This is a genomic window from Xanthomonas sp. DAR 35659 (genome assembly GCF_041242975.1).
Taxonomy (GTDB): domain Bacteria; phylum Pseudomonadota; class Gammaproteobacteria; order Xanthomonadales; family Xanthomonadaceae; genus Xanthomonas_A; species Xanthomonas_A medicagonis.
The window spans coordinates 1,297,974-1,315,030 of sequence record NZ_CP162488.1 but is presented as its reverse complement, the minus strand read 5'-3'; the positions used below and the strand labels follow the sequence as shown (position 1 = coordinate 1,315,030).

18 protein-coding genes are annotated in these 17,057 nt (G+C 70.3%); 7 read left to right on the top strand and 11 right to left on the bottom strand.

Annotated features, from left to right (window positions below; all coding sequences use genetic code 11):
- The gene (locus AB3X07_RS05640; protein WP_369943465.1) at positions 1–1,365 is read right to left on the bottom strand and encodes a DUF3999 domain-containing protein; all 1,365 of its coding nucleotides are present in this window, start codon (positions 1,363–1,365) and stop codon (positions 1–3) included.
- The gene (locus AB3X07_RS05635) at positions 1,362–4,100 is read right to left on the bottom strand and encodes a DUF2339 domain-containing protein (RefSeq protein ID WP_369943464.1); all 2,739 of its coding nucleotides are present in this window, start codon (positions 4,098–4,100) and stop codon (positions 1,362–1,364) included. The genes AB3X07_RS05640 and AB3X07_RS05635 overlap by 4 nt, the downstream gene beginning before the upstream one ends.
- 231 nt (positions 4,101–4,331) lie before the next feature.
- On the opposite strand from AB3X07_RS05635, the gene AB3X07_RS05630 reads away from it, so the two are divergent.
- Positions 4,332–5,408 (top strand): methyl-accepting chemotaxis protein, encoded by a 1,077-nt coding sequence (locus AB3X07_RS05630; protein WP_369943463.1) that lies wholly within the window; start codon positions 4,332–4,334, stop codon positions 5,406–5,408.
- 28 nt (positions 5,409–5,436) lie between these two features.
- On the opposite strand, the gene AB3X07_RS05625 is transcribed toward AB3X07_RS05630, so the two are convergent.
- The 5 genes from AB3X07_RS05625 to AB3X07_RS05605 form a co-directional block, all read right to left on the bottom strand.
- Positions 5,437–6,444 (bottom strand): NADP-dependent oxidoreductase, encoded by a 1,008-nt coding sequence (locus AB3X07_RS05625; protein WP_369943462.1) that lies wholly within the window; start codon positions 6,442–6,444, stop codon positions 5,437–5,439.
- Entirely contained in the window at positions 6,441–6,815 is a 375-nt protein-coding gene (locus AB3X07_RS05620; protein ID WP_369943461.1) for a hypothetical protein, read from the bottom strand. The genes AB3X07_RS05625 and AB3X07_RS05620 overlap by 4 nt, the downstream gene beginning before the upstream one ends.
- Positions 6,816–6,819: 4 nt before the next feature.
- Positions 6,820–7,605 carry an SDR family NAD(P)-dependent oxidoreductase gene (locus tag AB3X07_RS05615; RefSeq protein WP_369943460.1) on the bottom strand — a complete coding sequence of 262 codons (786 nt, stop codon included), beginning with the start codon at positions 7,603–7,605 and terminating at the stop codon, positions 6,820–6,822.
- 40 nt (positions 7,606–7,645) lie between these two features.
- Positions 7,646–8,434, bottom strand: coding sequence for an SDR family NAD(P)-dependent oxidoreductase (locus AB3X07_RS05610; protein ID WP_369943459.1), 789 nt, complete (start codon positions 8,432–8,434; stop codon positions 7,646–7,648).
- Between the two features lie 68 nt (positions 8,435–8,502).
- The gene (locus AB3X07_RS05605; protein ID WP_369943458.1) at positions 8,503–9,597 is read right to left on the bottom strand and encodes an alkene reductase; all 1,095 of its coding nucleotides are present in this window, start codon (positions 9,595–9,597) and stop codon (positions 8,503–8,505) included.
- A gap of 17 nt (positions 9,598–9,614) precedes the next feature.
- Between AB3X07_RS05605 and AB3X07_RS05600 the strand changes: the two genes are divergently transcribed.
- Positions 9,615–10,397, top strand: a complete 783-nt coding sequence (locus tag AB3X07_RS05600; protein ID WP_369943457.1) for a TetR/AcrR family transcriptional regulator — start codon at positions 9,615–9,617, stop codon at positions 10,395–10,397.
- Between the two features lie 319 nt (positions 10,398–10,716).
- Here AB3X07_RS05600 and AB3X07_RS05595 read toward each other — a convergent pair whose 3' ends face one another.
- Positions 10,717–11,190 carry a hypothetical protein gene (locus AB3X07_RS05595; protein ID WP_369943456.1) on the bottom strand — a complete coding sequence of 158 codons (474 nt, stop codon included), beginning with the start codon at positions 11,188–11,190 and terminating at the stop codon, positions 10,717–10,719.
- Positions 11,191–11,449: 259 nt separating this feature from the next.
- Here AB3X07_RS05595 and AB3X07_RS05590 point away from each other — a divergent pair, with 259 nt between their 5' ends.
- Positions 11,450–11,935 carry a hypothetical protein gene (locus AB3X07_RS05590; RefSeq protein ID WP_369943455.1) on the top strand — a complete coding sequence of 162 codons (486 nt, stop codon included), beginning with the start codon at positions 11,450–11,452 and terminating at the stop codon, positions 11,933–11,935.
- A gap of 50 nt (positions 11,936–11,985) precedes the next feature.
- Complete coding sequence (locus AB3X07_RS05585) at positions 11,986–12,444, top strand: hypothetical protein (protein WP_369943454.1); 459 nt, start codon at positions 11,986–11,988, stop codon at positions 12,442–12,444.
- A gap of 90 nt (positions 12,445–12,534) precedes the next feature.
- Here AB3X07_RS05585 and gap read toward each other — a convergent pair whose 3' ends face one another.
- Positions 12,535–13,536: a type I glyceraldehyde-3-phosphate dehydrogenase gene (gene gap / locus AB3X07_RS05580; RefSeq protein WP_369943453.1), complete on the bottom strand. Its 1,002-nt coding sequence runs from the start codon at positions 13,534–13,536 to the stop codon at positions 12,535–12,537.
- A gap of 158 nt (positions 13,537–13,694) precedes the next feature.
- On the opposite strand from gap, the gene AB3X07_RS05575 reads away from it, so the two are divergent.
- The 3 genes from AB3X07_RS05575 to AB3X07_RS05565 all read left to right on the top strand — a co-directional run bounded on the left by AB3X07_RS05575 (position 13,695) and on the right by AB3X07_RS05565 (position 15,981).
- On the top strand, positions 13,695–14,324 hold the full coding sequence (locus tag AB3X07_RS05575; RefSeq protein ID WP_369943452.1) for an OmpW/AlkL family protein: 630 nt from the start codon (positions 13,695–13,697) through the stop codon (positions 14,322–14,324).
- 118 nt (positions 14,325–14,442) lie between these two features.
- Positions 14,443–15,063 (top strand): OmpW/AlkL family protein, encoded by a 621-nt coding sequence (locus tag AB3X07_RS05570; protein ID WP_369943451.1) that lies wholly within the window; start codon positions 14,443–14,445, stop codon positions 15,061–15,063.
- A gap of 105 nt (positions 15,064–15,168) precedes the next feature.
- The gene (locus AB3X07_RS05565; protein ID WP_369943450.1) at positions 15,169–15,981 is read left to right on the top strand and encodes a S1/P1 nuclease; all 813 of its coding nucleotides are present in this window, start codon (positions 15,169–15,171) and stop codon (positions 15,979–15,981) included.
- 123 nt (positions 15,982–16,104) lie between these two features.
- Here AB3X07_RS05565 and trxC read toward each other — a convergent pair whose 3' ends face one another.
- Positions 16,105–16,542, bottom strand: a complete 438-nt coding sequence (trxC, locus tag AB3X07_RS05560; protein ID WP_369943449.1) for a thioredoxin TrxC — start codon at positions 16,540–16,542, stop codon at positions 16,105–16,107.
- Positions 16,539–17,018, bottom strand: coding sequence for an OsmC family protein (locus AB3X07_RS05555; RefSeq protein WP_369943448.1), 480 nt, complete (start codon positions 17,016–17,018; stop codon positions 16,539–16,541). The genes trxC and AB3X07_RS05555 overlap by 4 nt, the downstream gene beginning before the upstream one ends.
- Positions 17,019–17,057 lie beyond the last annotated feature (39 nt).

Here is a 17,057-nt window from a genome sequence, read left to right as displayed (position 1 = left end):
TCAACCCGCGTCGTTCGCCGCGGGCCTGCGCAACAGGCTGAAGGCGAAACCCAGCACGAGCAGCGCGCCGGCGACCAGCAGCCCCCACAGCAGCCAGGTCTTCCAGTCGCGCGCCGGCGCGGGCGCCTGCAACGCGGCGGCGCCGGCCAGCGGGGTCGCCACGCCGAGGCTGGCGGTGGCCGGCGCCCATTGCGGCCCGCGCTGCTCGCGCAGCGCCTGCAGGGTGGCCGCCAGCGGCGTGTCGGCGCGCTGGGTGCGCGCGCTGCCGGCGGCCAGCGCGTACGGCGGCGTGCCCTGGGCGAGGAAGATCAGCGATTCGGGCTGGTAGCCCAGGCGCAGCGCCGGCCGTTGCCGGCCCGGATCCTGCGTGGCCAGCAACCGCCAGTAGCGATCGCGCACCGGCTGCGCCAGCGCCTGCGGCGGCGAACGGCCGGCGCCGCTGCCGACCTGGTAGGCCACCCACGGCCCGGCGCGGTCCTGCCAGGGCGCCTCGGCGTCGTCGCGGCTCTGCACGCGCCATTCGATCGCGCTGTTGCCGGGCAGCGCGATATCCAGCTGCGCGACCGGGTAGCGGCCGGGGGAGGCGAACTCGAAGCTGTGCTGCGCCGGATCGGCCTGCAGCGCATCCAACTGCTGCCAGTGCCAGTCGGCGACGACCGGCGCCGGGGCCAGTTCGGCCTCCACGCCGGTCAGCCGCGGCAGCGGTGCCGGCGACAGCGGCAGCAGCCGCAGGTAGCGCGCGCGGCTGTCCAGGGCGATGCGCAGTTGCCGCAGGCGATTGCCCTGGTTGCTCAGGTCGACCAGCGTCGCCTCGGGCACCAGCAACTCCCAGTCGCGCAGATCGTCGCTGGCCTCGACCCGGTACCGTCCCTGCCGCGGCTGCGCATCGGCGTCCCATTGCAGCGACAGCGCGCGCAGCGGTTCGCGCAGCGCGCTGGCATCGATCAGCCATCCGGCCTCGCTGGCGCTCGCGGCAGTGCCGCCGACCCGGGTGCGGATGCGGCGCACGCTGCCGTCGGCGTCGCGTTCGGCGATCAGTTCCAGGCCGTCGTCGCCGGCGGCGGTCGCTGGCGGCAGCGGAAACCAGGGCAGCGTCTGCCGGCGTGGCGTGGCCTGCGCCTGTTCGGCGGCGAACAGCGCCGACGGCAAGGCGTCGCCGGCGGCATTGAACACTTCTACGTCGCCCAGCGACGCGCGATGCGCGCTGCGGTACACCGCGTCGTCGAGCTGCACGCGATAGGCGCCGGCATCCGGATCCTGCAGGGTCAGCGGCCATTGCCGCGCATAGTCGCTGCGCTGGCTGGCGGCGGATGCCGCCAGCGGCGACAGGGCCAGCAGCAGCGCGGGAAGCATCAGGCGTTTCATGGATGGGCCTCCTCGGCCGGTTCGGTGGCGCGCGGCGGCGCCGGCGCAAAGTAGCCGACCACGGTGCACAGCAGGCCGTAGGCGATGAACGAGGCGATGCCGGCGACGTTGCCGAGGTTGCCGCGGTCCACCAGCAGCAACTTGCCCAGCACCACCGCCATCAGCAGCGCACCGGCCAGCCACAGGCCGCGCTGCCGGCGCCGCGAGCCGAGCACCCAGCCGAGCACGCCGAGTACGCTCCACGCCACGGTCAGGCTGGTCTGCGCCACGCCGTCGGCGAGCAGTCCGTGCCAGGGCGCGCCGCCCCAGTAATGCACCGCATGCAGGGTCACGCTGGTGATCCAAAGGAAGCCGCCACCGGCCAGCAGCGGCAGACGGCGCGCGCGCAACGCCGCCGGCGCGGTCGGCGACCACAGCCAGCGCGCCGCCAATACCAGCACCAGCAGCTGACTCAGTTCCAGCGGATTGAGCACCGCCACCCACGGCAACGGCGCGCTGGAGCCAGGTACGCACAGGGTCCATAGCCAGGCCACCCCGAGCAGGCCGAAATAGCTGCCCTGCAGCGCACCGCGGCACGGATCGAACGGCGCGCCCAGCGGCGCGGCCAGCCAGCGCCAGCGCAGCAGGGACAGCGCCGCCACCAGCAGCCACGGTGCCAGCAGCACGGCCCACTGCCAGCCTTCGGCCAAGGCGAAGCGCTGCGCCAGCCACATGCCCGACAGCGCCAGCACCGCCGGCCACAGCAGCCACCACACGAACTGCGCCGCCTTGGCCACGCCGCCGCCACTGCCACGCAGGCAGATCAGGCTGCGCACGCCCAGCGCCGCGAACAGCGCCCAGGCCCAGACGCCATGCCCGGCGAACGGCTGCCCGTGCGCATCGGCCTGCAACAGCGCCAACGGCAGCGCCAGCAACAGCGCGCCGAGCGTGGTCGCCGCCAGCGCGCGCGCCGGCTGCCGCCGATGCACTTCGGCCGCCAGCCAGCCGGTCAGCGCGACGAAGGCGAGCCAGACATCGGCGCGCGCGGCGAACTCGACGAAGCGCGCGATCTCGGCGACCCCGATCGCGCACCACCACGCCAGGCCCCACAGGTAGTAGCCCAGCGCCGGCAGGACGGCGCCCGCGCGGCGGTAGCTCCAGGCGCTGGCGAAGCCGGCGACGGCGATCAGCGCGCCGCTCATGAACGTGGCATTGGCCACCGCATGGGTGTCGTGCCCGGCCATGTCCAGCCCGAACGCGAAGCCGAGCATCGCCGCCATCTGCAGGCCGGCGCCGCTGAGCTGCGGCAACCAGCGCCGTTGCCGCAAGCCCAGCCAGACCAGGCCGGCGCCTTCCAGCGCGAACACGCTGGCGGTGGCGCGCGCCGACAGCGCCAACGGCACCGCCAGCGTCGCGAAGCCCACCGCCAGCACCGCGTAGGCCTGGCCGAGCACCGCGAAGCGCGCGCGCCGCAGCAGCGCGGCCGCCAGCAGCGCGTACAGCGCCGCCAGGCCCAGCGCGCACAGCGCCAGCGGCAGGCCTTCGCCGCGCAGCAGGCCCGCCTGCAGCGAGAAGGCCACCAGCGGCGTGCCGAACACCAGGCTGCCGTCGATCAGGTCGCCGCGCTCGGCCGGCTGCCGGCGCGCGTACAGGATCGGGATCAGCAGGTAGAAGGCGAAGAACAGCAGCAGGAACGGCTCGGTACTGGCGAACTTCGCCGGCTGGTACTGCAGCACGCCCCACAGCGTGCCGATGCCGAAGGTGAAGGCGAACCCGAGCAGGTTGAGCACCCGCCATGGCCGGTACCAGGCGATCGCGAACACCGCCGCGTTCAGCACCGCGTAGTAGGAGAACAGGCCGACATGGTTGCCGCTGCCGGTGGACAGCCAGATCGGCGCCAGGAATCCGGCCAGCGTCGCCAGCACCGCCAGCGTGCGCGATTCCTGCACCACCGCCAGCACGCACATGCCCGCCACCAGCACGATGCTCAGGCCGAAGGCGGCGCCGGCCGGAATCAGGCCCGACAGCTTGAACGCGGCGAACACGGTCAGCAGCAGTACGCCGATCGCGCCGCCTTGCAGGGCCAGCGCGAAGCTGCGCTTGCGGGTGCGCTGGCGCCAGCCGAAGCCCAGGCCGGCGAGCGCCGCGGCGGCGATGCCGGCATAGCGCAGTTGGATCGGCATGCGCAGCCAGCCCTGGTCGCCGGCGTATTTCAACAGCGCGGCGACGCCGGCCAACAGCACCAGCATGCCGATCTTGACCGGCACGTTGCCTTCGGTGAACCAGCGCTTGATGCCGCCCAACAGCCGCTCCACCGGATCCGGGCCGCGCGGCGGCGCCGCGACAGGCGGCGGACCCGCTTGCACGCCCGCGGCGTCCGCCGCGTCGGCGGCCTGGGCGCCGCGCGCCGCGTATGGCTGCGGCTGCGGCATGGTCTGCGGAAGCGGCGGTGGCGCAGGCGGTGGCGACACCGGTGCGGTCGGCGCCACCGTGGCCGGCGCCACCGCATCGGCGGGATGCTCGGGCCAGGCGCGGGGTCCGGCGTCGGCGCCGAGGTCGGCGGTGGCCGCGTCGCGCTCGGCCGCGACCGTCGTGCCCGCGAACGGTGCTTGCACCGCGTTGCCGCGCAGCTGCGCCACCTGCCCTTCCAGCGCCGCCACCCGCCGGCGCACGCCGCCCAGCATCACCAGCACCACGATCAGCAGCACCGGCACGGCCAGCACCGCCAAGACCCCCAACACGATCAACGACTCCATCCGGCATCCTCTCCGAGGCGACACGGCGCCATGGCAGGCGCGCCAGCGGCCCGGCGACGCCGGACCTGGCGAAGATGGTAGACGAGATCGCCGTTGCCGCGGCCGCGCGCGGCACCGCCCACCCGACCGGGGCGGACGTCGCGGCCGCGCTCAAGCGCGCCTTCGCCCGGCCGCTACTTGCCTTATCCCGTCTGCGTCTGCGGCCCCCTCCCCTCCCATCGACAGCGCGAAATGAACCTGCCCGCCATCCCCGCCGAACCAGGCATCGACGACCACATCCGCGCCGTCGTCGGCCTGTCCGACCAGTTGCTCGGACAGCTGCGCCGGTCGCTGCAGCGCATCGACGAAATCAATCGCACCACCCATGTGATCTCGATGAACGCACGCATCGAATCGGCGCGGATCGGCCAGGCCGGGCGCGGCTTCAGCGTGATCGCGCAGGAAATGGACGTGCTGTCGCGGCGCGTCGCCGAGGCCACCCAGGACCTGGACAGGGTCGCCGCCAGCACCAGCACCGACATGGGCCACACCCTGCAGCGGCTGCAGGACAACGTGCGCGACACCCGCCTGAGCGAACTGGCGCTGGGCAACATCGACCTGATCGACCGCAACCTCTACGAGCGCAGTTGCGACGTGCGCTGGTGGGCGACCGACGCGGCCATCGTCGCCGCCGCGCGGCCCGGCCGCGACGCCGCCGAACTGGCCTACGCCGCGCGGCGCATGGGCCAGATCCTGGACTCGTACACGGTGTATTTCGATCTGGTGCTGGCCGGCAACGACGGCCGCATCCTCGCCAACGGCCGGCCGCAACACTACGCCTCGGTCGGCAGCGACGTGTCCGGGCAGGCCTGGTTCGAGGAGGCCGTGCGTACCCGCAGCGGCGAGCAGTTCGGTTTCCAGGACGTGCATGCCAGCCCCCTGGCCGATGGCGAACGGGTGCTGGTGTACGCCTGTACCGTGCGCGAGGGCGGCCGTGTCGACGGCCGCGTGCTGGGCGTGCTCGGCATCGTGTTCCGCTGGGACGCGCTGGCGCAGACGGTGGTGCAGCGCACGCCGCTGTCGGAGCAGGAATGGGGCCGCAGCCGGGTATGCATTGTCGACCAGCACGGCCAGGTGCTGGCCGATTCGGCTGGGCGCATGCTGCAGGACCGTCTCGATTTCCCCGGCCGCGACGCGCTGTTCAAGCAGCCGCGCGGCGCCGTACTGAGCGATCTGGGCGGGCGCCCGCACTGCATCGCGCATGCCGCCTCGCCCGGTTACGAGACCTACCGCACCGGCTGGCACTCGCTGATCCTGCAGGCGCTGTAGCGCGACACGCGCGCGAAGCGCCCCACGCTCAGCGCTGGCGGACCTCGATCACCACCTTGCCCTTGGCGCGTCCGCTCTCGACGTAGGCCAGGGCCTGCGCCGCCTCCTCCAGCGGGAACACCCGATCCAGCACCGGCCTGATGCTGCCGGCCTCGATCAGCGCACCGATCTCGCGCAACTGCTCGCCGTTGGCGGTCATGAACAGGAAGGCGTAGTCCACCCCGTGCCGCCGGGCCTTCCTGCGGATGCCGCCGCTCAGCAGACGGATCGCCAGCCGCAGCGGCCACGCCAGGCCTTGTCGCACGGCGAAGTCAGGGTCCGGCGGGCCGGAGATGGAAATGAGCGTGCCGCCTGGCTTGAGCACGCGCAGGGATTTCTCCAGCACGTCGTTGCCCAGGCTGTTCAGGACCACGTCGTAGCCGTGCACGAGGGTCTCGAAGTCCTGCGTCCGGTAGTCGATGACCAGGTCGGCGCCCAGCGCCTTGACCCAGGCGACATTGGCGGTGCCGGTGGTGGTCGCGACGAAGGCGCCGAGGTGCTTGGCGAGCTGGATGGCGATGCTGCCGACGCCGCCGGAGCCGGCATGGATCAGCACCTTCTGGCCTTTCTGCAGACGCGCCGTCTCGACCAGCGCTTGCCACGCGGTCAGCGCGACCAGCGGCACCGAGGCGGCCTCTTCCATGCCGAGGTTGGCGGGCTTCAATGCCAGCGCGCTTTCCTTGACCGCGATGCGCTCGGCGAAGCTGCCGATGCGCGTCTGCTCGGGACGCGCATACACCGTGTCGCCCGGCTTGAAGCGGCGCACGCCGGCCCCGACCCGCAACACCACGCCGGCCACGTCGTTGCCCAGCACCAGCGGAAAGCGGTACGGCAGGATCAGCTTGAACTCGCCCTTGCGGATCTTCGCGTCGAGCAGGTTGACGCCGGCGGCATGCACTTCGACCAGTACATCGTCGTCGCCCACCTCCGGTTCGGGCAGCTCGCCGATCCGGCCCGGGTGCTTGTCGCCATAGCCTTCGATGAAGAACGCTTTCATGATTTTTCCCCGACGAAAACGAATGCGAGCGCCAGCAGGATTTCGAGCGCGACGGCGACCAGGATCCCGCGGCCCGCGTGAGCGCTGGCGAGCTCGACGATGCCAAGCACCGCCAGCACCGAACAGGCGGTGACGATCCCCGCCACCAAGGCCGAACGCGCCGGCGATGGCGCCGCGCCGCGCGCCATGAAGAACATCACGCTCATGCCTGCGTACAGCGCCGCGCCTCTTCGCGCCACCAGGTCGGCCGACGGCGAGGCGCCGATGTTCCAGTTCGCCAGCATCGCGCCCGGCGAGAACATCCACACGCAGGCCAGTGCCATGAACAGGACCGAGACCCAGACCGACAGCGAGCGGAAACCCAGGCGCATACGGTTACCGGTTGAGGATGCGGGAGAGCACGGCCTGGTGGATCCAGCGCGGCGTCGCCCACATGAACACCGCATTCGCCTTGTTGAGCAACCCGGGCACGACGCTGATGCGGCCGGCATCCAGCGCGCGGATACCGGCGCGCACCACCGGCGGCGTCTGCATCATCAAGGCATTCAACCGCGGCGTGATCCTTTGCTGGGCGACGCGCGCGAAGCCGGTGTCGGTCAACCCCGGGCACAGCGTGGTGACGCCGACGCCATCGCGCGCGAACTCGCGATGCAGCGCCTCGCCCAAGCGCAGCACGTAGGCCTTCGCGGCCGAATACACCGCGAAGTCCTCCACGCCCTGGTAGGCCAGCAGGCTGGCCACCTGCAGGATCTTGCCGCGCCGCCGCCGCCGCATGTCCTGGCCGAACAGGTGCGTCATCGCGGTCAGGCTGGCGATATCGAGCTGGATCATCGACAGCACCGGCTCCAGTTCAGCGGCCAGGAACGGCCCCTGCAACCCGTGCCCCGCATTGTTGATCAGCACCTCGACCTCGATGCCCCGCGCGTGCAGGTCGGCATGCAGCCGGCGCACGGCGTCGATCTGCGCCAGATCCACCTGCTCGACCAGGACCTCGACCCCGTGCTGCTGCCGCAGCGCCTGCGCCAGCGCATCGAGCCGGTCCAGGCGTCGCGCGACCAGGATCAGCTTGTGGCCGCGCGCCGCGTACTGCCTGGCGAACTCCTCGCCGAATCCACTCGATGCGCCGGTGATCAGTACCCAGCAATCGCGTTGCGTTTCCATGATGGTGGCCTCGGTGACGACAGGTGCGGCGCCGCGGCCTTCAGGCGGCCGGCCGGTAGCGTTCGGCGGCATTGGCCTGCCGGATGCTTCCCAGCAGCGCTTGCCTGGCGCCGTCGAGCGCGTCCCAGCGGTCGGCGTCGTGCAGCGGCGGGATGGTCACCAGCTCGCGGCGATCGAAGCCGACCAGCGCCGCATCGACCAGTTCTTCCACGTCCATCACCTCGGGCAGCGTGTTGACGTCGATGCCCGCGCGCTCCCAGATCTCGGTCCGGGTGGCCGCCGGAAGCACCGCCTGCACGTAGACGCCCTTGGGCGCCAGTTCCAGGCTCATGCCCTGCGACAGGAACAGCACGAAGGCCTTGCTCGCGCCGTACACGGTCATGCCGAATTCCGGCGCCAGGCCGACCACCGAGCCGATGTTGACGATCGCGCCGACGCCGGACTGCGCCAGCCGCGGCGCGATCGCCAGCGCCAGCCGCGTCAGCGCCATGGTGTTGAGCGCCAGCAGGCGTTCGACGCCGTCCGCGCTCTGCTCGGCGAAACCGCCCGACTGGGCCATGCCCGCGTTGTTGATCAGGATGCCGATGCGCGCGTCGTCGCGCAGGCGCGCTTCGACCGCGGCCAGGTCGGCCGTTGCGGTGAGGTCGGCCTGCAGCACATCGACCGCGACCTGGTATTGCTCGCGCAGACGCGCGGCGAGCGCGTCCAGGCGGGATTTGTCGCGTGCGACCAGGACCAGGTCGTGGCCGCGCTGGGCGAAGCGTTGCGCGTAGACGGCGCCGATGCCTGTGGAGGCGCCGGTGATGAGGACGGTGGAAGTAGCGTTCATGCGCGTGGTCTCTTCGGATCAAAGGGAGGGTGCGGCCGCGGGGATGCGGAAGGGGATGCGGGGCGGCGTCAACCGCTGGCGCTCTCGGCCAGCGTCGGGTAATCGGTATAGCCCTTGGCGCCGCCGCCGTAGAGCGTGGCCGGATCCGGCGCGGCCAGCGGCGCGCCGGCCTGCAGGCGCTCGACCAGGTCGGGATTGGCGATGAACGCGCGGCCGAAGGCGAACAGGTCGGCGCGGCCGGCGGCGAGGCTGGCGCTGGTCAGCGCCGGGTCGTAGCCATTGTTGGCGAGATAGGTCTGCTTGAAGCGGCTGCGCAGCGCCGCGTAGTCGAACGGCGCCACGTCGCGCGGCCCGCCGGTGGCGCCCTCCACCACATGCAGGTAGACGATGCCCAGCGCGCTGAGCCGCTCGGCGAGGAAGTCGTACTGCGGCTGCGGATCGCTGCAGGAGATGCCGTTGGCCGGCGACGCCGGCGAGATGCGCACGCCGGTGCGCTCGGCGCCGATGGCCTGCGCCACCGCCGCGGCGACCTCGAGCAGCAGCCGCGCGCGGTTTTCGATGGAACCGCCATAGGCGTCGGTGCGTTGATTGGCGCCGTCCTTGATGAACTGCTCCAGCAGGTAGCCGTTGGCGCCATGCAGCTCCACGCCGTCGAAGCCGGCGGCGATGGCGTTGACCGCGGCCTGGCGGAAGTCGTCGACGATGCGCGGCAGCTCGTCGCGCTCCAGCGCACGCGGCGCGGAGACGTCGACAAAACCGTTGTTGACGAAGGTCTTGGCGGCGGCGGGGATCGCCGACGGCGCCACCGGCGCGGTCCCGCCCGGCCGCAGATCCACGTGCGAGACGCGACCGACGTGCCAGAGCTGCATGAAGATGCGTCCACCCTTGGCGTGCACCGCATCGGCGACCGCGCGCCATCCCTCGATCTGCGCCGGCGTGTAGATGCCCGGCGTGTCCTGGTAGCCCTGCGCGTCCACCGAGATCTGCGTCGCCTCGGTGATCAGCAGGCCGGCGGACGCGCGCTGCGCGTAGTAGGTGGCGGCCAGCGCGCCGGGCACCAGGCCCTTGCCGGCGCGGTTGCGGGTCAGCGGCGCCATGACGATGCGGTTGGCCAGCGTCAGCGGGCCCAGCGTGTAAGGCGTGAACAGTGCGGTGTCGGACATGGCGGCGGTGGTCCTCGATGGAGGAAGGCGCATCGGCGTCGCGGCGACGGGTCGTGGCGATCGGCCGGGTGGCACCGGAACAGGCGATTCGAAACAAGCCACGCAATGATGATGATCGTAATCTTATTTGTCAATATTTTGATGATGAACAACATCAATGTATCCTTGCGCTTGAAACAACTACGCCGGAGGCATCCGCGATGAAGGTCAGCAAGGCGCAGGCACAGGCAAACCGGGCGCACATCGTCGAAACCGCGTCCGCGCTGTTCCGCGAGCGCGGCTACGAGGGGATCGGCGTCGCCGACCTGATGGCCGCCGCCGGTTTCACCCACGGCGGCTTCTACAAGCATTTCCCGTCCAAGGCCGACCTGATGGCGGAGGCGACGGCCTGCGGGATCGCGCAGACCGTGGCGCAGGTGGGCGGGGTCGATTCGTCGGAGTTCGTGCGCCGCTACGTCTCGCGCGAACACCGCGATGCCCGCGCGACGGGCTGCACCATGGCCGCGCTGGGCGGCGACGCCGCGCGCGAGCCGGAGGCGGTCCGCGCCGCGTTCGCGGACGGCGTCGAAGGCATGCTGTCGGCCTTGCAGCGCGAGGACGATGCAGCGGCCGGCGCCAGCCACGGCGATGCGCGCGCCAGGCGCCTGGACATGCTGGCGCACGCCCTCGGCGCGATCGTCATGTCCCGCGCCTGCCCGGACGATTCGCCACTGGCGGACGAGATCCTCGCGGTGTGCCGCGCCAACCTGCTCGCGGCGCTGGATACGGCCCCGGCGGCGGGCACGCGCAGCGGAACCTGATCGCGGCAGCCCGACGGGGCGCCGGCGCGCTTGTCGCCAGCGCTCGCCGAAGGCGCTCCGCCGAGGCCGCGCCACTGCCGGCTCGCAAACGCGTCGCCACGCCCATGCGCTGCGCGACGAGTGCGGCGCCCAGTGAAGCGCGCCGGTGAGGGCCCTGTAAGTACAGCGGCATGCCTGGCACCTGCATCCGCATCGCGGGCGGCCGCCATGGGTCCGCCGCATCCGTGGCGCAAGCCGCCAGCGGGCGTGCGACCGCCTGTTTCCAGGCACAAAAAAGCCCGGGCGCGCGACGCAGCCCGGGCTGTGCTGGTGCGTCCGCTTACTCGCGGTAGCCGCTGTCGTTCTTATTGTGGATGATCCAGATCAGGTTGCCGCCGCTGCCCATCGACTTGCCGGCGAACACCAGTCGGCCCTGGCCCTTGTAGGCCAGTTCGTAGCGGTAGCGATCGCCGCCGTAGAAGAACGGGATGAAGGCCTTGCCGGTGACGTACGAACCCTGGTCGGTGGGTTCGCCGATCAGGTCGGTCACCTGCTTCATCGGCATGCCGATCTTGAGCTGGGTGAACTTGCTGCCCGGTGCCGGCTTGCCGGTGATCTCGCCCTCGTAGTCGTTGACGCCCTTGACGGTCTCGCCGTAACCGGCTTCGACCTTCGAGGAATCGATCACTTCGCCATCGGCGTTCATCCAGCTCGGCGTGCCGCTCTGTTTCTTGGCCATTGCCTCCATCGGCAGCGCGGCCACCAGCGCCAGGCCCAGCACCAGCGCGCCGGCCCATCCACGGTTGATCTGCATCTTCTCGCTCCTTGCATCCATTGAGTGCCCCCTTGTCCATCGCCTGCAACACCAGCGCGGGAACATCCGCTGGCAGCAGCGCATTAGTGCACGCGTCGCCGCCGATGTCCACGACCGAATCGGCATTAACCGCATCCAGGACCGACGCTTGCCGACACCGGGACGGCGTGGTAGAAATCGCGCAAGCGCGTCGTGATGCCTATCACGGCTGCGCAACGGACCCAGCATCATCGCAGCACCGCCAAGGACGTCTCCCGCAATGCCCATGTTTCGCCACCGTCACCTTCTGCCCGCGCTATGCGCCCTCGGCTTGCTGGGCGCGACCGCCACGGCCTCCGCCGACATGTTCGGCAGCCCCGAAGACATCGCCCGCAGTTGGATCGGCCACGACGCCGCCGAGCTGATGATGCAATGGCCGGTGGACCGCGGTCTATACACCTCGGAGAACACCGAGACCCACGAGACCGCCTACACCTACAACTTCGGTATCGAGGCGCATTACCGGACCGATTACTGGACCGAACAGGGCAACATCGTCGGCATGAGCCCCGGCGGCAACGGCGTGGCGGCCACGCCGATCTTCGAGCAGAACCAGCGCAGCCAGACCGTGTTCGTGCCCGCCGAGCACCATTGCGAGGTCACCTTCATCGCCAATGCCGAAGGCATCATCACCCGCTACGACTTCGCCGGCAGCAAGTGCAAGCCGTACTTCCGCGGCTGGGGCCGGCCGAAGACAAAGAAGTAGACCCCGCGCACGCAAGCCGGGTTCCGATTCCTACCCACAGGGGCAATACCATGACCGCAAAGAAACCGCTCGCCCGTCTCGCCTGGTCGGCGATCGCATTGACGCTGCTGGCGCTGGCCGTGCCGGCGCTGGCCGCCGGACCGCGCCACGGCCAGATCGTGGCGCTGGAGCCGATCGACAACAAGGGCGACGACGTGCCCGAGCAAACCAAGAAAGTCAAAGGTGTCGCCGCCAACCTCGGCAGCCTGGCCGGCGGCTTGCTCGGCATGAAGAGCAAGAGCTCGATGGGCGTGACCACCGGAGCGGCGGCCGGCGCCGTCGCCGGCGAAACCGTCAGTTCCAAGATCGTCGGCAACGGCCCGGCCGCGCACTACATGGTGAAGATCCGCTTCGACAACAAGTCGCAGACGGTGGTGTCCAAGCCCAGCGCCGAAGTGGCCGGGCTGGCGGTCGGCAGCCGGGTCAAGGTCACCGGCAGCGGCGAGGACATGCGCATCGAGGCCGAGTGAGCGCAACGCCGGCCGGCCACTGCGTCCGCGCCGCCCGGCAAGCACAAAAAAAGCGCCCGAGGGCGCTTTTTTTGTGGGCGGCGTGGCGGCTTACTTCGCCACCACCTTGACCATTTCCAGGCACTTGTTGGAATAGCCCCATTCGTTGTCGTACCAGGACACCAGCTTGACGAAGGTGCCGTCCAGAGCGATGCCGGCATCGGCGTCGAAGATCGAGGTACGCGCGTCGCCGCGGAAGTCGGTGGCCACCACCTTGTCCTCGGTGTAGCCGAGGATGCCCTTCAGCGCGCCTTCGCTCTGCGCCTTCACCTCGGCGCAGATCTCGGCGTAGGTGGCCGGCTTCTCCAGCTCCACGGTCAGGTCGACCACCGACACGTCGGAGGTCGGCACGCGGAAGCTCATGCCGGTCAGCTTCTTGTTCAGTTCCGGGATCACCACGCCGACCGCCTTGGCCGCGCCGGTGCTGGACGGAATGATGTTCTCCAGGATGCCGCGGCCGCCGCGCCAGTCCTTGTTGCTCGGGCCGTCCACGGTCTTCTGCGTCGCGGTGGCGGCGTGCACGGTGGTCATCAGGCCGCGCTTGATGCCCCACTTGTCGTTGATCACCTTGGCCAGCGGCGCCAGGCAGTTGGTGGTGCAGCTGGCATTGGAGACGATCGCCTGGCCGGCATAGGTCTTGTCGTTGACGCCGTACACGAACATCGGCGTGTCGTCCTTGGACGGGGCCGACAGGATCACCTTCTTGGCGCCGGCGTCGATGTGCTTCTGCGCGGTGTCCTTGGTCAGGAACAGGCCGGTGGATTCGATCACCACCTCGGCGCCGACCTCTCCCCACTTCAGCGCCGCCGGATCGCGCTCCTGAGTCAGGCGGATCTTCTTGCCGTTGACCACCAGGTGATCGCCGTCGACCGACACCTCGCCGTCGAAGCGGCCGTGCACCGAGTCGTACTGCAGCATGTAGGCCAGGTAGTCGGGCTCGAGCAGGTCGTTGATGGCGACGATCTCGATGTCGCTGCCGAAATTCTGTACCGCCGAGCGCAGCACATTGCGTCCGATGCGACCGAAACCGTTGATGCCAACCTTGATTGCCATTTCAGTAGCTCCTGCGGCCGCGCCAGACGCGGCGGATGGAAGGGGGACGCCATTCTATCAGGCCGGCCGTGCCGCGCCCGGCACGCGGTTTGATCAGGATCAAGGCGGTGCGGCGCGCGCGGCACGACACTGCGCCCACACCCAACCGAGACCCCACCATGCGCAAGACCTCTCCCCTCCTGTTGTCCGGCCTGGCGGCCGCCCTCTCCCTGTGCGCGCTGCCGGCGCTGGCGCAGTCGCAGGGCGACTGGACCGTCGGCATCGGCGCCCACCAGGTCAACCCCAAGTCCGACAACGGCAAGCTGGCCGGCGGCACGCTGCCGCTGAGCATCGGCAGCGACATCAAGCCGACCGTCACCTTCGAATACTTCGTGCACCAGGACCTGGGCATCGAGGTGCTGGCCGCGCTGCCGTTCAAGCATGACATCGACGTCAAGGGCGTCGGCAAGGTCGGCAGCACCAAGCAGCTGCCGCCGGTGGTCTCGCTGCAGTACCACTTCAACAGCGCCGGCAAGGTGTCCCCGTTCGTCGGCGCCGGCATCAACTACACCACCTTCTTCAGCGAGGACACCACCGGCGCGCTGGCCGGCACCAAGCTCAAGCTGGAGGATTCCTGGGGCCTGGCCGCGCACGTGGGCCTGGACGTCGCCCTGACCGACAAGTCGGCGCTGCGGGTGGACCTGCGCTGGGCCGACATCGACAGCAAGGTCAAGGTCAACGGCACCAAGATGGGCACCGCGCAGATCGATCCGCTGGTCTACGGCCTGGCCTATGTGATGAAGTTCTGAGGGCTGCACGGCGGCGCCGCTTCTCTGGCAGACTACGCTCCACAAGGATGTGGATCGGCCGCCGCCGGGCCGGCACTGGGATTCGCATCCGCCCACTCGCCGTCCACCGGGGTCCCCAATGAAGCCACGCCTGTTCCGCCGTCTCGCCGTCGCCGCCCTCGCTGCCGTCGCCCTGCCCGCCGCCGCGCAATCGGCCGGGCACTACACCACCAGCTACGGCATCCACGGCATGGTGCCCAGCTCCTCCAACGGCACGCTGACCGGCACCGACCAGAAGTTCAGCGCGGACACCGCCCCGGCAATTTCGTTCAGCTACGAATACTTCTTCCGCGGCAACCTCGGCCTGGAAATCCAGGCCCTGGCCGGGCAGCAGAAGATCGGCCTCGACCAGGGCGGCGACATCGGCCGCGCCTGGGCGCTGTCGCCGACGTTCTCGCTGCAGTACCACTTCAACGGCAACGGCGACATTTCCCCGTTCGTCGGTGCCGGCATCAACTACACCACCTTCCTCGGCACCGACGGCAAGGGCGCGTTCGCCCGCGAGGACGTCAAGTTCAAGGACAGCTTCGGTCCCGCGGTGCATGCCGGCGTGGACTTCGCCGTCGGCGAGCGCGGCGCGCTGCGCGTGGACGCGCGCTGGACCAACATGCGCAGCGACGTGGAAGTGAACGGCGGCAAGCTCGGCGAGGCCAAGCTCAATCCGATCACCTACGGCGTGGCCTACCTGATGTACTTCTGATCCGCGGCCTTCGCTACGCCTCGCCGCGCGGCGAGGCTTAGCGGCGGCGCAACGACGGCGCGCCAGCGCCGCGGGACGGTCATCGGCGCCGGCTAGAATCGGCGCATGAAATCTTCCGTCTTCGTTTCCGCCGCGCTCGCCGCGGCGCTGTCCGCCGCCCCGTCCGCCGCCTTCGCCTGGGGCCAGTTGGGCCATCGTCTGGTCGCCGACCTGGCCGACGCCCAACTCACCCCGCAGGCGCGCGCGCAGGTCCAGCAATTGCTGCAGGGCGAAGCCGAGCCGACCCTGGCCGGCGTCGCCAACTGGGCCGACCAATTGCGCGAACACGACCCGGAGCTGGGCAAGCGCAGCGGTCCATGGCACTACGTCAACCTCGGCGAACACCAGTGCCACTACGAACAGACCCGCGACTGCCCCGACGGCAACTGCGTGGTCGAGGCGCTGCATCGCCAGACCGCGATCCTCGCCGATCGCAGCCAGCCGCAGGCCGCACGCGCGCAGGCGCTGAAGTTCGTGGTGCATTTCGCCGGCGACATCCAGCAACCGCTGCACGCCGGCTACGCGCACGACAAGGGCGCCAACACCTTCCAGATCCAGTTCGAGGGCAAGGGCAGCAACCTGCACTCGCTGTGGGACAGCGGGTTGCTGCGCAGCCGCGGCCTGGACGAGGCGCAGTACCTGGCGCAATTGCAGGCGCAGCCGTTGCCGGCGCCCTCGCCGGCGGGCCGTGCGCTGCCGCCGCCGGCCGCGGCCTGGGCCGAGGCCTCGTGCCGGATCATGCTGCGCCCGGGCTTCTATCCGCCCGGCGCCAAGCTGCCGGCGGACTACGTCACGACCTGGCGCCCGGTGGCCGAAGCGCAACTGCGCCAGGCCGGCGCGGACCTGGCGGCGACGCTGAACGCGGCACTGGGCAAGTAACGCGCGAAACCTGTTTTTGCTTTCTGTAGGAGCGGCTTCAGCCGCGACAGGATCTGTCGGTAAGGCCTGTCGCGGCTGAAGCCGCTCCTACAGGGTTCGGGCGAATTCCCCCTGCGACTCGGCCTAACCCGCGTTCGCCCGCGCCCAGCGCACGATGTCGGCGGCGCCGATCGCACCGCTGTGCCGCGCCAGTTCGCGGCCATGCCGCAGCAGGATCAAGGTCGGAATGCTGCGGATGCCGAACCGCGCCGCCAGCGCCGGCTGCGCCTCGGTATCCAGCTTGCCCAGGCGCAGCTGCGGCTCCAGTTGCGCGGCGGCGGCTTCGAACTGCGGCGCCATGGTCCGGCACGGGCCGCACCACGGCGCCCAGACATCCACCAGCAAGGGTAGATCGCTGCGCTCGGCGTGGGCGGCGAAGCTGTCCGCGGTCAAGGCCAGCGGCGCGCCGACGAACAACGCGCGGTGGCAACGGCCGCACTGCGGCGCCGCCGCCAGACGCTCGGCCGGCACCCGGTTCAGCGCCTGGCAGTGCGGGCAGGCGACGTGCAGCGGCTCGCTCACGCGCCGGCCTCGATGCTCTTGTCGCCGAGCAGGACATTGCCGTGCGCATCCTTCACCGTGACCTGCACGTCGATGCCCTGGCGCACGCTCTGCGTGACCACGCAGAACTGTTCGAATTGGTCGAGGATGCGCTGCAACTGCGCGTAGTCCTGGTTGCCGTCCGGCAACTGCAGCTCCACCGACGCCTGCGGAATGCGCCAGAAGCCCTCGGCATTGCGCATCGGCGTGGCGGTGATGTGCGCGACCACGCCGACCGGATCGTTCTTGAACTTGCGCAGCGCGAACAGCAGGCTGGCGGCCAGGCAATTGGCGATGCTGGCCAGCAACAGGCGCGACGGATTGGGGCCGCGCGCGTGGCCCAGCGGCGCGGTTTCGTCGCCCAGCAGCGGCGCCAGGTCGGTTTCGTCGAAGCGGATGCGGAACGCGAAATCCGCCTCCTGTTCGAGGGTGACGCGGATCGGGTCGCCGATGCTCATGCAGGTCTCCGGAAACGGGCGAAAACGGGAACGCCGACT